The organism is Kovacikia sp. CALU 1929 (genome assembly GCF_056784235.1).
Genome location: NZ_JBXBCF010000086.1, coordinates 42,476 through 57,571, shown reverse-complemented (window position 1 = coordinate 57,571; position 15,096 = coordinate 42,476). Strand labels below are relative to the sequence as shown.

At 50.2% G+C, this 15,096-nt stretch carries 10 protein-coding genes; 6 read left to right on the top strand and 4 right to left on the bottom strand.

Going from position 1 to position 15,096, the window contains the following annotated elements:
* Positions 1–276: 276 nt before the first annotated feature.
* Positions 277–2,250 carry an acetate--CoA ligase gene (gene acs / locus AC1S52_RS23840; protein WP_482031533.1) on the bottom strand — a complete coding sequence of 658 codons (1,974 nt, stop codon included), beginning with the start codon at positions 2,248–2,250 and terminating at the stop codon, positions 277–279.
* Between the two features lie 468 nt (positions 2,251–2,718).
* On the opposite strand from acs, the gene AC1S52_RS23835 reads away from it, so the two are divergent.
* From AC1S52_RS23835 to AC1S52_RS23825, 3 genes are all read left to right on the top strand, one after another.
* The gene (locus AC1S52_RS23835; RefSeq protein WP_482031532.1) at positions 2,719–4,092 is read left to right on the top strand and encodes an ATP-binding protein; all 1,374 of its coding nucleotides are present in this window, start codon (positions 2,719–2,721) and stop codon (positions 4,090–4,092) included.
* 134 nt (positions 4,093–4,226) lie between these two features.
* Positions 4,227–9,482: a WD40 domain-containing protein gene (locus AC1S52_RS23830; RefSeq protein WP_482031531.1), complete on the top strand. Its 5,256-nt coding sequence runs from the start codon at positions 4,227–4,229 to the stop codon at positions 9,480–9,482.
* 1 nt (position 9,483) lies between these two features.
* Positions 9,484–10,155 carry a YqiA/YcfP family alpha/beta fold hydrolase gene (locus AC1S52_RS23825; protein ID WP_482031530.1) on the top strand — a complete coding sequence of 224 codons (672 nt, stop codon included), beginning with the start codon at positions 9,484–9,486 and terminating at the stop codon, positions 10,153–10,155.
* Between the two features lie 72 nt (positions 10,156–10,227).
* Here the strand turns inward: AC1S52_RS23825 and AC1S52_RS23820 are convergent, their stop codons facing one another.
* Positions 10,228–11,436: a hypothetical protein gene (locus AC1S52_RS23820; RefSeq protein WP_482031529.1), complete on the bottom strand. Its 1,209-nt coding sequence runs from the start codon at positions 11,434–11,436 to the stop codon at positions 10,228–10,230.
* Positions 11,437–11,652: 216 nt separating this feature from the next.
* Here AC1S52_RS23820 and AC1S52_RS23815 point away from each other — a divergent pair, with 216 nt between their 5' ends.
* Together AC1S52_RS23815 and AC1S52_RS23810 are read left to right on the top strand one after the other, a co-directional pair.
* On the top strand, positions 11,653–11,778 hold the full coding sequence (locus AC1S52_RS23815) for a hypothetical protein (RefSeq protein ID WP_482031528.1): 126 nt from the start codon (positions 11,653–11,655) through the stop codon (positions 11,776–11,778).
* A gap of 259 nt (positions 11,779–12,037) precedes the next feature.
* A complete protein-coding gene (locus AC1S52_RS23810; RefSeq protein WP_482031527.1) occupies positions 12,038–12,382 on the top strand; it encodes a BON domain-containing protein in 345 nt (114 codons plus the stop codon).
* Between the two features lie 151 nt (positions 12,383–12,533).
* Here AC1S52_RS23810 and AC1S52_RS23805 read toward each other — a convergent pair whose 3' ends face one another.
* Together AC1S52_RS23805 and AC1S52_RS23800 are read right to left on the bottom strand one after the other, a co-directional pair.
* On the bottom strand, positions 12,534–12,731 hold the full coding sequence (locus AC1S52_RS23805; protein WP_482031526.1) for a hypothetical protein: 198 nt from the start codon (positions 12,729–12,731) through the stop codon (positions 12,534–12,536).
* Positions 12,732–12,812: 81 nt separating this feature from the next.
* Entirely contained in the window at positions 12,813–12,935 is a 123-nt protein-coding gene (locus AC1S52_RS23800; RefSeq protein WP_482031525.1) for a hypothetical protein, read from the bottom strand.
* Between the two features lie 1,150 nt (positions 12,936–14,085).
* Between AC1S52_RS23800 and AC1S52_RS23795 the strand changes: the two genes are divergently transcribed.
* Positions 14,086–14,973, top strand: coding sequence for a peptidoglycan-binding protein (locus AC1S52_RS23795; protein ID WP_482031524.1), 888 nt, complete (start codon positions 14,086–14,088; stop codon positions 14,971–14,973).
* Positions 14,974–15,096: the final 123 nt, after the last annotated feature.

The window sequence follows — 15,096 nt, the reverse complement described above, 5'->3', positions numbered from 1 at the left end:
AGCGGTGTCTGACACCCAGTTGGGTGCAGTCTACTAGGCGCTTTTTTACGATACTGGCGACCCGCGCTACGGAACGGCGTTTTTTTCACCTCGGTTGGGACGGGCTACCTACTCTCGAAAGATACAAGGTTGGGTTGAGTTCGCGAAACCCAACACCCATCGGCAAATCCTCACTCTTTACCAATCCAACCAGTTGATAAGTTAGTAGGGTGGGCAAAGTCTTGCCCACCCTACTGGCTGGTGCCTAACACCCGACACCTAACACCCGACACCTACTCAAGCCCCAGTTTGGCGTAGTTTTTCTAGCACGCCCCGATCTTCCAGAGTGGAGACATCCCCAGAAACTTCTTCACCTGCCGCCAGAGAGCGTAACAGCCGCCGCATGATTTTGCCCGATCGCGTTTTGGGCAGGGCATCGGCAAAGCGAATTTCTCCCGGACGGGCGATCGCCCCGATCTCCTGCACCACATGCTGCTTCAGTTCTTTCAATAGCTCATCGCTGGGGCTGTGGGTGCCTTCTAGGGTGACAAAGGCAACGATGTCCTGTCCCTTCAGCTCATCGGGTTTACCCACTACAGCCGCTTCTGCTACTGCCGGGTGTGACACCAGTGCAGACTCCACTTCCATCGTGCCCAGGCGGTGTCCGGCAACGTTGATCACATCATCCACCCGTCCCATGACCCAGAAGTAGCCATCCTCATCCTTGCGGGCACCGTCTCCAGCAAAGTACAGGTAATGCCCATCCTTCGGTGGAATGTGCTCCCAGTAGGTGCGGCGGAAGCGATCGGGATCTCCATAAACCGTCCGCAGCATACTGGGCCACGGGTGGGTAATAGCCAGGTACCCCCCTTCATTGTCATCAACCGAGTTACCCTCCAGATCGACAATATCTGCCAGGATGCCAGGGAAGGGCAGGGTTGCCGATCCCGGCTTGGTTGGAATTGCCCCTGGTAAGGCGGTGATCATAATGCCGCCTGTCTCGGTTTGCCACCAGGTATCGACAATCGGGCAACGCCCCCCCCCAATCACGTTGTGGTACCACATCCAGGCTTCCGGGTTGATCGGTTCACCCACCGTTCCCAGCAGTCTCAAGGAGGAGAGATCCCGCGCTTTAGGTAGATGTTCGCCCATTTTGATGAACGCGCGAATCGCAGTCGGAGCGGTATAGAAAATGTTGACCCCGTACTTCTCGATCACATCCCAAAAGCAGCCAGGATTGGAGGACCGGGGGGCACCTTCGTACATCAGGGTGGTTGCTCCATTGGACAAAGGACCATAGACAATGTAGCTATGTCCTGTGATCCAACCCACATCAGCGGTACACCAGTAAACATCATCGTCTCGCAGGTCAAAGATCCACTGAGTAGTCATGTGGGTATAGAGGTTATACCCAGCGGTGGTGTGAACCACCCCTTTGGGCTTGCCAGTGCTGCCGGAGGTGTAGAGGATGAACAGCATGTCTTCGCTGTCCATTGGCTCGGCAGGGCAATCGGCAGAGGCTCCGGCTTGCAGGTCATGCCACCAATGGTCCCGTCCTGGTTCCATAGGAGTTTTCTGTTCGGTGCGTTTGACCACCAGAACGTTCTCAACGCTGGGGGCGGCGTTGTTTGCCAGGGCTTTGTCTACCTGGTCTTTGAGGGGGACGATCGCATCCTTGCGCCAGCCTCCATCCGCTGTAACGACTAGCTTTGCTTCGGCATCAATCAGGCGATCGCGCAATGCCTCAGCGCTAAACCCGCCAAACACCACGGAATGAGGGGCACCAATCCGGGCACAGGCAAGCATGGCGATCGCTGCTTCTGGGATCATGGGCATGTAAATGCCAACGCGATCGCCCTTCTGGACCCCTAGCTGCTTCAACACATTGGCAAACTGGCAAACTTCCCGATGCAGTTGGGCATAGGTGAGGGTGCGGGAGTCGCCCGGTTCTCCTTCCCAGATCAGGGCTGCTTTATTGCGTCGCCAGGTGGTCAGGTGCCGATCCAGACAGTTGTAGGAAATGTTGATCTTGCCATTGACAAACCATTTGGCAATGGGGGGTTGCCAGTCCAGAACCGTATCCCATTTCTGGAACCAGTCCAGTTCTTGCTCTGCCAATTCTGCCCAAAACGCCTGAGGGTCAGCTTTTGCCTTTTCGTAGAGTTGTTTGTACTCATCCAGGCTTTTGATCCGTGCTTTCTGGGCAAACTCTGACGATGGATGAAATAAACGCTTTTCTTGAAGAATGGATTCAATCGTAGGCTGTGACATAGCGTTTGGGAAACTGGGTCAACTTGAATAAAAACAGGTCTCTATTCAGAATACCGAGTTGTCAACCCATCCCATTGAACTCTTTGGATTTATTGAAATTTTGGCAGTATTTAGCTCCGTTTCCTTTATCACCCCTATGGGTACTGCAAGAAATTTCTGAGTTTAACAAAATAAAATTGAGGCTTAATTCTGAAACCTTTGGAGTGTGAGGGAGTCAAATATTATAGATTGTAAAATTTTGCAATGACTCGCCCCAGATTCGCTCCAAGTCGATCCTGAAAATCTTCACGTTCTCAATGGCAAGGACTTGGTTTCCAATCTTCTGATGGTGCTGCTATACCGCCGGATCTCCGGGTAGTGACATCCGGCAGTGACATTCACTTGTGCAATTCAGCTTGTATGCAGTGCCCCGTTCTTCAGAGTTATGGGCACTGAAGGGATGGCGACGCTGTTTCTAGGTAAATAACAATGGCGATCGATTTTCAGACGTTTTTTGCCGCCTGCACTCCAGACCGGGCGTTGAATTTAGCCAAACCGGAAGACCGGCAATTTTACATCGACTTCTCTTCAGTCAGAAGTGCGAAGGTGATCCGACGTTTGGAAAAGACAATTACCTTACTGTCCAACCGGATGACCTGTCAGCTTTTTACGGGTCACATCGGCTGTGGTAAATCGACTGAGTTATTTCGGCTTAAGGCTGGGCTGGAAGGGCAGGACTTTTACGTGGTTTATTTTGAATGCACGGAAGACCTGGATCTGAATAATGTGGATGTGACGGATGTGTTGCTGGCGATCGCCCGTCAGGTGAGTGAAAAGCTAGAGCAGGATCAAATTCCCCTGGCACAACCGCAAGGTTTCCGCAAACTGTTGCTGGATGCCGTCAACTTTTTGCAAACCCCAATTGATGAATTTGAAGTAGCGGCGGGTGGGTTCAAAGCGGGTGCCAACCGGGAGGGGGAATTTAAGTTTTCGCTACCTGTGGGCATTGCTAGCGTTACCGCCAAGGCACAAAAGGACAAGAACCTGCGCGATCGCCTGCGACAATACCTGGCACCCCGCACCAATAGCCTTCTGAGTCTAATCAATGAAGAACTGTTGATTCCTGCCACGGCTGCCCTTCAGGCACAGGGAAAAAAAGGTCTGGTCGTGATTGTGGATAACCTGGATCGGGTCGGGGCACAGTTGAATGCGGCTAAGCGCCCCCAAAATGAGTACCTGTTCATTGACCAGGGATCGGATTTACGAAAACTTGCCTGCCACCTGGTTTACACCGTACCCCTGGTGCTGCTGTTTACCAATGACCGGGAACTGCTGATCAACCGCCTGGGAGGTGGCATGGAGCCGACCGTGCTGCCAATGGTGCCAATTCAAACCCGTGATGGGCAGGTGTATGAGGCGGGAATGCGGCTGATGCGCCAGATGGTTCTGAGTCGGGCATTCCCAGACCTGAACCCTGAAGAACGACTGGAACGCATCCACGAGGTATTTGAGGATGCGGCATCCCTGGATCGGCTCTGCTTCATCAGTGGCGGGCACGTCAGAAAGTTGATGACCCTGCTCTACTCCTGCCTGCAAGACGACGACCCACCCCTGTCTCGCGATACCCTGGAAAGTATCATTCGCAGCTATCGCGACTCCTTACTGAATACGGTGGATGACAGCGAGTGGAAACTGATTGTCCAGGTGGTTCGTCATCAAACGGTGATGGGCGAAGAACAGTTCAAAATTCTGTTGCCCAGTTCCTTCTTCTATGAATATCGGGACAACGAAGGACACTGGTTTGGGCTGAATCCTGTGCTGGCAGAAACTCGGCAGTTTAAGGAGTGGCAGGAGAGGGTTTGAGGGGTTCTTAGTTGTTAGTGGTCAGTAGTCAGTGGTCAGTGGAGTGCAATGGCTGACTCTCATTCATCAGAAGGGGTTCTTGGTTGCTAGAGGTCAGTGGTCAGTAGTCAGTGGTCAGTGGTCAGTGGAGTGCAATGGCTGACTCTCATTCATCAGAAACCGATGCTCACAACGATCGCTCTTTGAGGCGATTGACCCGGTCGATTGAGTTGTCGGCGGGGCGGTTTTCGTTGATTCTGGTGCGCTGTAATTACATGCGGTTGCAAGCTGAGATGCAGCAGTTTTTGCGCGATCGCTGCCCCCTTCAAATTCAACACCTCGTCCTGCAAGACTCTGACTGTCAGCTTTATCGGGCAAGCAAGAACCTTCTAGAATTCAAGCACCATCTGGGACAGGAGCCGCCCCAGGCATTGATGATATCCGGGTTTGAGTCGGTTGTTGCCCTGGATGAGTTGCTGGTTGCCACGAACCAGGTGCGGGATGATTTCAAAAAATATTTTGCCTTTCCCCTGGTGTTGTGGGTCAATGACGAGGTGCTGAGAAAGCTGATGCGGCTGGCACCTGATTTTTATAGTTGGGCAAATGTGCCAATTGATTTCACAATTTCTACGGCGGGACTGATTGATTTGCTTCAGCAAGAAACCGATGCCCGGTTTACAGAGGCACTGGAAATTGGGGCAGGTAGATTTCCCCGCAGTTCTGCCCTCTATCCCGGCAGCAAAAGTTCCTCCCACTGGCAATTGAGAACGGCAATTCAAGAACTGGGCGATCGCGGCGAAGAACCCGACCCAGCATTGCAAGCCAGCCTCGACTTTGTTCTGGGACAGGATGCCTACGCCAGTAGCCAGATGGAGGCTGCGTACCAGTATTACGAGCAGAGCCGTGGTTTCTGGCAAACCGAGTTAGATAGGCTTCAGTCGCATGAACAGGGAACGCCTGTGGTAATCCAGGTCGAACTGCGGCTGTCCCGCGCAAAACTGCTGATTACCCCTTCCCTCTGTATCGAACGGTTGGGCTGTGTCCTGTTTTATCTGGGGCTATGGTGGCGCAGAAAGTCGGTTTTGAGCCGAGCCAGCTTTGATGCAGCCTGTGAACAGGCAAAAACCCACTACCAGCAGTGTATCGACGTTTTACGTCAGGGAAACCGACTGGACCTGTGTGCCAAGTTTATCAACGCCCTGGGAGAGGTATTGCAACGGCAATTGCTCCAGAAAGGACTGCCACCCTCAGCCTGTTTAGCGATCGCCAAACAGTTGGAAATGGTTGCCCGCTCGGCGGTCAAACTTCACAAAACCTATCCTGACTCAATCCGGCTGGCATATGGCTACGGGCTGCTGGCTGAAGTCGCCCTGGCGAAGCAAAATTTCTGCCAAGCCAGGGAACTGGCAGAAAAGGCACTGCAAACCAACGCTCTGCCCGCTGACCTGTCCCCAGAATCCCAGCGCCAATATGCTGAACGGGGTTGGGCACAACGCCACTATCGCAGTCTCTATCGGTTGTTGTTGGCTCAGGCACAGTCCCAGGTATCCTCTGTCCAGGAAGCGATTACAACCCTGGAAACAGCAAAGGAGGAGTGTAACCATGCCTATGACCCATCTCTCTACACCCGCATTCTAGAAATCTTGCGGGACCTTTACTTCAAGCAGAGGGAGTATCTGGCTGCCTTTAAGGCAAAGCAGGAGCAACGCTCGATTGAGCAGCAATACAGACTGCGGGCGTTTATCGGGGCTGGGCGGGTACAGCCAGAGCGGCAGGTGATGAACCCCGGTCTGGTGCCAGTGGAGTCTGCCGATGGAGCGCAAACAGGGCATCAGCTAGCTGAAAAACGGCTCGAACCGCAGGGGAAGGTTGCGGAAGAAATTGTGGCATCCGGTCGGGAGAGGGATATTGAGCACCTGATCCGGCGACTAAGTGAAAATCGCTATCCGCTCACAATTATTCATGGTCCGTCGGGGGTGGGTAAAAGTTCCATCCTCAGCGCGGGGCTGGTTCCGGCACTGCAAGACAATCCAAGTGGCGATCGCCGTGTGTTACCCATCCTCCATCGAGTCTATGGCAATGACTGGGTCAAAGACTTGAGCAAATGTATGGCAGAAGCCCTGATGCAGCAAGGGCTAAGGGATGAAGCGGCAACCTTGGATGGGGTGACGGAAATTCAACTGTTGATCGAACAACTGAAACAAAATACCGATCGCCTCAGTCTGTTGACCGTCCTGATCTTTGACCAGTTTGAAGAGTTTTTCTTTACCTATCCCAAACCCGGCGATCGCCAACCCTTTTACCAATTTCTGCGGGAATGCCTGCACCTCCCCTTTGTCAAAGTCGTACTGGCATTGCGGGAGGATTTTCTGTTCTACCTGTTAGAGCTGAGTTATCTCGATCTAGGCGAACTGACCGACGACATTCTTAGCCGCGAGAAACGTTATCCCCTCGGTAACTTTGCTCCAGCGGATGCCAGACTCGTGATTCAGCGGTTGGTGCAGCGCTCCCAATTTCATCTCGATGCAGACTTAATTGATCAGTTAGTCAAAGACCTATCTGCCGAGTTAGGCACCGTTCGCCCGATTGAACTTCAGATTGTTGGGGCACAACTGCAAGATAACAACATTACTACCCTGCAAGCCTATCAGTCCCTTGGGCTACTACCGAAAAGAAAGCTGGTTGAACAGTTTTTAGCACAGGTCGTGAAAGATTGCGGCAAAGCAAACGAACAGACCGCCAACTCAGTCTTGTTTCTACTAACGGATGAAAAAGATGCCCGCCCCCTCAAAACCCTGCACGAACTCAGTGCCAACCTGAAGGAGTTAAACCTGCCCACAGACGAGAAACAGCTCAGGTTGGTTTTAGATATTTTGGTTGGCTCTGGTCTGGTGGTAGATATTCCAGAGATTCCGGTGGAACGGTATCAACTGGCTCATGATTATCTAACTGGTCTGGTGCGGTTGAAATGTAAGCCGATAGTTGACCAGTTGATCGACACCCTCAAAAGCAATCGATTGCGTCAGGCATTCAGAAAAAGGAATCGCAAAGTTGTACTGGTGCTGGCAGCTTCGCTAGGAGTGCCTCTGGTTGGGTTTGCTTTTCTGTCGTTAATTACCACGATTCAAGCAGCGATCGCTGAAACGAAGGAATCTGTTATCAGTTCCTCTTCTCAGCTCCAAGCAAATAAACAACTGGAAGCCTTAACTAATAGTATTAAAACTGGAATTCAACTCAACAACCGGGGATTACTGCTGCCGTGGATTCCAGATCCGGTGAAAGCGATGGTGCTGGGAAATTTATTTGAAACAACCTACGGTGTGCGCGAACGAGATCGCCTGATTGAGCATCGCGCAAGTGTTAACAGCATTAGCTATAGCCCTAAAACTCAATTAATTGCCTCTGCAAGTGACGATAACACCGTGATCCTTTGGGATGTAAGTGGCAAACTGTTCAAGCGCCTGGAAGGACATACCAACCGGGTCAATGGTCTTGCCTTTAGTCCTGATGGTCTCCAGTTAGCAACAGCCGGAACCGACAACATAGCTAGATCGAAAGAAGTAGAGGTGATGTGCGGCAAAAACGAGAAGTTGAACTTAGCCAAAATCGACAATACAATAAGACTCTGGACTTTAGCCGACAACACGCAGAGGATACTAAAAGGTCACTGTTCCTGGGTAACCAGCGTAGCTTTTAGTTCGGACGGCACCATCCTGGCATCTGCCAGTAACGACGGGATTATCAAACTTTGGAACACCCAAACGGGGCAAGAGTTGCTCACATTCCGAGCACATGAAGAACAAATCAGATCCCTCAGCTTCAATCCAAAAGGGCAGCAACTTGCGAGTGCCAGTTGGGATGGTACGGTGAGGTTGTGGAGTCAGAACGGCACTGAGCTGACACGGTTGGGTAAAGAATGTGACTTAAAACTTCAACAGCCTAAGAAGGAAGAATGCGATCCAAAACTATCCAGTGTGAGCTTTAGCCCGGATGGTCAATTGATCGCTGCTGGAGATGAGAATCGACAAATTAGGCTCTGGGATATTAGAGGTAATTTACGTCAGACTTTTACAGGACATACTGATCAGGTGACGAGCATTGGTTTCAGTTTAGATGGCAAAACCATTGTCTCTGCCAGTGATGATGGCACCGTCAGACTTTGGGATCACGAAAATGGAACTGAAACCCAGGTATTGAAGATTCCAAAGGTTCGCGCTGTTACTTTTCTAGACAGCAACGAAACCATCGTTGCAGGGGGGGGGGATAGCCTGATTAGGTTCTGGAGATTGAATGGGGTTCCTCCCAAAATGCTTCAGGAAAAAACACCCATTTCAAGCTTTAGTTTCAGCCCCGATGGTACATGGATTGCTAGCACGAGCCGAAGATTTATTACGGGCGCATTAGGTAACCCCGAAGAAACCACTTATAAGGATGAGATCGACGGGCAAATTAAGCTATATCGCTTCGGTGGCGGAGAGGAAAGGGCGTTCAGCACAACGGGTAATTTTGAATACGCCCAATTTAGCCGTGATGGGCAAAGAATTGCAAGCCTTGAAATATTAGGTGAATCTCTGCAATCTCTTCCCTCCGCCCCAATTACTTCACGCATCCGCGTATGGGACTTAAATGGGAAAGAATTGTCGAGCTTGTCTTTGCAAGGGCACGTAGCTGGCATTAGCTTTAGCCCCGATGGTAGGACGATCGCGATCGGCAACAATCCCGGTATCTCAGGATATCGCAGCAAAATTCAACTATGGGATATTAGAAGTGGTGATTTTAAGCTGGTTGGGTTCCATGATGGCAAAATCACCAGTATTAGTTATAGCGATGAAGGTGTGATTGCATCGGGCGCTGAGGACTCAACCATTCAACTTTGGACACAATCGGGTCCATTGAAGCGCCTTGATGACCAAAAGGGGCACACTGGTCGGGTTAGTAGTGTTCGCTTTAGTCCTGACGGTAAAACCCTGGCTTCTGCCAGTGCTGATACTACAGTTAAACTTTGGTCTCTCGATGATGGTCAACCAATCATTAGCTTTACCGGGCATCCCGGTGCTGTAACAAGTGTGAACTTCAGTTCTGACGGAAAGCTAGTGATTGCTGGAGGAGAGGAAGGTACGATCAAAATTTGGCACGTTAGCAATGGTCAACTGTTAGCCACGCTAAAAGGAAATACCAATCAGATCAGCAGCATTAGTTTTAGTCCGAATGGAAAATCGATTGCAACTGCCAGTAATGACAAAGCTATTAGCTTATGGCAGTTTGAGCTAAATTATTTGCTCAAGCAGGGCTGTTCCTGGATCGAAAATCACTTGAAAACGAATCAGGACCCTAAAGACGATGCTCTGTGTGTACCTGTATTGCATTCTGTCCCATCTAATCACCCATCTGGAATGAAACGACAGGCTTAACATGCTGGAAAAGCATCACTATATCTACCTGCATGGGTTTGCTTCCAGCCCTAGATCTGCCAAAGCACGGGATCTGGGCGATCGCTTCTCTGCTTTAAACATCCCCCTCCTTACCCCCGATCTGAACCAGGACGACTTTACCGCCCTCACCCTGACGCGGCAAATTCAGCAGGTGGAGGCACTGCTGCCAGCTAGCGCCGCTCCAGTGACCATGATTGGCTCCAGTTTTGGTGGGTTAACCGCAGCCTGGTTGGGGCAAAAGCATCCCCAAATTCAACGCCTGGTTCTACTCGCTCCCGCTTTTGGATTTCTGGCTCACTGGCTGCCTAAATTGGGCGCAGCCCAGGTTCAGCAGTGGCAAACAACCGGATTCCTATCCGTCCACCACTATGGCGAGAATAGAATAATGCCGCTTAGCTACCAGTTTGTTGAAGATGCTGCCCGCTACCCGGAGAACGACCTGGAACGCCCAATTCCCACCCTGATCCTGCACGGTAAACAGGATGATGTCATTCCGGTTGAAGTCAGTATTCATTTTGCTAAAACCCGTCCCTGGGTCACGCTGCTCCAACTCCCCAGCGATCATGCTCTAACCGACATGACAGAGGCAATCTGGCAGTCGGTGCGAGATTACTGTCGAGTAGGGGAGGGGGGAGGAGGGGGGAGGAGTTGATGGGTGGATGGGTCCTGACCACCAAGCGTTCGGCTAACGCCCACAGTGAAGCCACTAACACCTAACTAACACCTATAACCTTTCTGGATTTGGAGTCAGCGTTGGTTGACTGGGAATGGTGTAAGCATCACCGCGCCCGGAACCGGCATTGGCGGGAAGGGGATACTTGATGCGATAGATCTGATCCATCCACTGATCAATGCGGCTGCGAGCGTCTTCGTAAAGTTCGCCGGTAGGAGAGACCATAAACGCTTCATCAATGGCGGCTTGGAGCGCGTCTTCATTTCCCCCATTGGCGAGACGCACTGCCCGGTCTAAATGGTAACGGTCTTCAATCGTTTCAGATTGTCGCTGCCAGGTCTGTAATTGTTTTTGGGCTTCCTCATAGGCAGGGGTGCCGTAGTAAATCTGTTGTGCCTCTGCGATCGCCGCTTTCAGTCCTTTCAAATTTCCTGAGCGGGCTAAGTTTTTTGCTCGATTGAGGCGGGCAACTGCCTCTGCCTCAAACCCCTGTTCCCACTTGGTAAAGGTTTGAACGGCTCTAGAAGCACGAACTTTTGCGTCAGCCGCTTTCTCTGCTTTTTGCTGTTCTTTGCCTGCCTGCACTTCATCCAACAATTCCTGGTAGCGGTTCGTCTCCCAGTAGCGATTTCCCAGTTTGACTAGCTCCCTGGCAGCATTCAAGGCTGGTGTCCATTCTTGACGAACAATCGAGGCTTTGGTTTCCTGGACAACCTCTTCTGCCCTTTCCCAAGTTTTTTTCCATTGATCGATGCGATCGCTAGCCGCAGGATACACCGAACTACTCATGGGAATGGTACGGGCAGTGGCGATCGCCCGATCTAGATCACCTTCCTGGTATGCCGTTTCAGCCAAATTCAAAAGCTCCTGCGACCACTGCTCAATGCGGCGATCTCCGGTTGCCCGCAGCGGAGCATCGGCTGGAATTGAACTGACCAGCTTAATCCCATCCCGTAGCCCTTCTACCGTCTGGTTTCTGGCAAGCTCATCAGCACAGTAAATCCGTGCCGACAGGGCATCATCTGAGGATAAACTAGCTCGGCAGTCTGGAGAGTCTGCTACCTGTAGCAAATGTTGCACTGCCATCATCCCCGCGGTGGCTGGTATCACAACAGCCACTACGATCGCTACTCCTAACACGGTCAAGCGTTGCCAGGGAGCAAGCCCCATTCCTTTGAGGAAAAAATTGAACGGGGTTGTTTCTGAAAACCGTGAAACCTCAGGTGGTTTGGGAGTCGGATTGATGGGAGGAATATCCATCTTTAACAGGCAAAACTCTAGCGCAGTTCTCAAATTGGATGGGTCAGATGCAGCAAGGAATCCAGGAGACAGAAGCAGGAAGACAGAATCCAGAAGGGAAAACCTCTGTTCTCAGTCTATTTAGAGACTAAATCCCTATTGACAAGATCTCGGCTTATTGGAAAATTGCTACAGCAACTTTAACAGAATTCTAAATCAATCGGTTTAACGGTTCCGTTGAAGCGTTGGCTTCGCTGCCTGCTGCTTGACTCAGCCGAACGGTTGCCTGTCCTTATTATCTGCACAACGGGCAACCACAACAACCTTTGCCCAGCTTTGCCAAATGCGATCGCGATCGCCTAATCCCAAAACTTGCGCCTGTGACGTTCACAACTTTGTCAGCCATTGAACCCATATTTTTGCACTGCTCAATCCTATCGCCAGCAAGCTATCTCAAGCCAGATAACATTGGTTTAAGGTTTTCTTTACTGCTATTTTCTTCTTCTGCTTGTATTGTTTTCGATAGTTCAATCTACATCAGAGAAAATTCTGCTTGCAGATAGAGTCAAATCTATGCCTGGACGGGCGACACTTAGCTAGAGCAAACAATTGGAGATAAATTATGAGTTGGCTAAAAAGGCTGTTTGGACAGGAGAAGCCGCAAGATGCACAGGTAAACCCCACACCTGCTGCCCCTGCTGCTGCTGGGCAAGAATCCACTCCGCCTGAGCGCGTCGGACTAAATGGAGAATACGACCAGAGTGGACTGGCAAAACGGGTAGCTCTTGCCTTTGATCAAGATCCTGACCTGGATGATGTGGACACCCTCTGGGTTGCCCAACTTGGAACTACAGTTGTGCTGAAAGGGAAAGTTCCCAATCAGCAAATGTTAAGCAAAATGGTATCCGTCGCCAGAGGTGTCAATGGCGCAACAGAAGTGACCACCGATCAGGTAACGGTTGGTTAATCAAAGTACCCATCGTGTAGACCTCCGGCTTCTTGAGGGAAACCGGAGGTTTTTGTGTTTTCTTGCTTTTTGTTTTTCACCCTAACTAACCCCCAACCCCTGCCCCCTTGACCCAAAACATCTGCCCGTCTCAGACGTTTCGGGCAGCAACTCATAGTCTCGAACCAAGCACCGATAGTGCATCAACTCCCCAAAGGTTCGCTCCACCACTCAACGTTTTTTGAGCAAGCCGAAGCATGTCGCCGCTTCCGGGTATAACACCACCAGCACAATCCAGCGGCTGTCCAGCACCCACTATATAAACGGCTTCTCCAAAATCCACGTCCACCCACAGGGGTAGCTGAGACACACCCTTACGTCAGTGGTGAACTATTTGGAGCACCTGCTTACCGCCTTCCCGTTCCCCCACGCTAGCTGGGGTGACCAAAACTCAGAGGACTAAGCCCAAGGTATCGACCACTGCAAACCGCTTCCGCCCGTTAATTGGTTTGTCGGCATCGTCGCCCCCGGACTGATGCACTATCGCCGCTGTTTTCACGGGCTTTTCAAACATCCTTTAACCATCAATGGATAAAATCTCGTTCAATCTGTCAGCAATCCGCCCAAAAAAAGTTTCACTTTTATAAAACTGTGCTTATATTGTCCTGGGCTCCCACTAAAAATGGTCGTCTAGAACGCAGTGAAAAAAAATAAAGTTCATAAGGTGGGCGTAAAGGTTCTACCCCAGTTTGTGAGCTTTGATCTCTTTCAAGGATGTTTTTCTCAGACATTCTATTTGTGTTTTGTCTGTTTGATCCCCAAAAAGGCTTTAGAGGGCTTTCCTTCTTTAGCTATGCTTTTCGCTGTTTTTTTTCTTCATCTTGAAATTCAAGACTGTTTTTCCTTTTTACTTCAAACCGATCAAGATTTGACCTGGAAATTGTAGTTAATCCTGGCAAAAAGCTCGATCATACGAAACTATTTTGGGAAAAAGCAATTATAGACAAGGCAGAAATCAAAGTGAAGGGAGATACAGAGGATGGTCGTAAAGGATGAAGTGGAAAAGGCGGTACTGCTATTGCAAGAAGTTGTGTCTAGAAAGCTACCTCTAGTTAAGCTTTTTTCATAATCTCGCCTTTGTCTAGTTGGGAAAAGTAGGTATTCTTGGTATTTTCACGGATAAAATATACAACTACTTTTCAGTCTCAGTCCGGCTTACAGCGAAATGAAACTAATCCTTTGGGTTCCCGCAAGATCAAAGACTTGTTTTAAAGCAGCCTGCTTCGTTAGCCAACCCAGAGTTCGATAAATGAAGAAAATATTTTTTCACTTTTAGCGATCGCGGCTACAATGGAAAACCTGTGACCCAACAAAAATCTTGGGGCTTATAATAATTATTTTCTAAATGTTTTCAAACTTTAGATCCCATGTTAGTGTTTAAATTGATTTTTCCATTCCTATGGACATATTCGGCTCATTTTGAAGTGTGGGGTATGCTGTAAGTGGGATGAAGCTATCAGTTTTTAAGGTAATTTTGTCTTGCTGTTTTCGGCAACTCTTAATTGTGCAATTTCTATTGAGCCGGTCTTAGGGTGAAGAATTATTGAACTAACCCACACTGAATCTGCAACGCTTTTAATGGAGCTGGGTTTCTGTCAGGCTAACCCCTGATTGTGATCCTTTCCGGGGGTAGAGCAGATGAAGAATAAACAAGTGAGGAAACTATGGAATCACTAGCCTTTATTCACACGGCTGTTGGCTACGAAGACACTAATCCGGATTCGGAATTAAAAGTGTTTGAAAACGTAGACCTGAATGTTTCTGGTTCTGCGCTCATGGGTCTAGCAGGAGCAGCCGTCGCTGTCTCTGTTCTTGGCGGTACAACCGGCAAAGCAGAAGCAGCGGCAGCACCTGTTAGCGTCGGGGGTGCAGGAGCAGAAGTTCAAGCAATTCAAGAAGCTCTCGGTATTGAAGCCGATGGCAGTTATGGTGCTAAGACCCAGGCGGCTGTTACCGACTTTCAGATCCGTAACGGACTGAAAGGCATTGACGGAGTCGTGGGTCAGGAAACTGCAAAAGCGCTGGGTCTGGATGAACAATACCGCCCGGTTGGGTTTGTGGAAACTTGCAGCGGCTGTGGACTAAACATTCGGAGCGGTCCCGGTCTGGGCTACTACATCGTTGGTGGCGCACCCGATGGAGCCTTCCTGTATCAGGACTATGAAACCGTTGTTTACAATTACGGTTACGCATGGACTCCTTTACATACCGGCGGCTGGGTTGCCTCTGACTACACGACGGAGGGCTACTACCCCGTTAGCTATGGTGGTTGCGGTTATGACTACAGTTGTGGTTATGACTACGAGCCTGTCAGCTACGGTGGTTGTGACGGTGGCTATGACCATGGCTATGACTACGGTTGTGGCGGTGGCTACGAGCCTGTTAGCTATGGTGGTTGTGACGGTGGCTACGATTATGGCTATGACTACGGTTGTGGCGGTGGCTACGAGCCTGTTAGCTATGGTGGTTGCGGCGGTTACTACCCTGTGTCCTACGGTGGATGTGGTGGCTATGGCGGTGGCTGCAATGGCGGGGGTGGTTACTACCATTAACCCAGTCAATTGAGATTTGTATCAAAAACCAAAGAGTTTTGGTACGGAATTTAGTACAGGTGGGATAAGCAGTGTTATACTCCGCTTATCCCACTTTATTGTTTTTATTCAGGATGGAGCGAG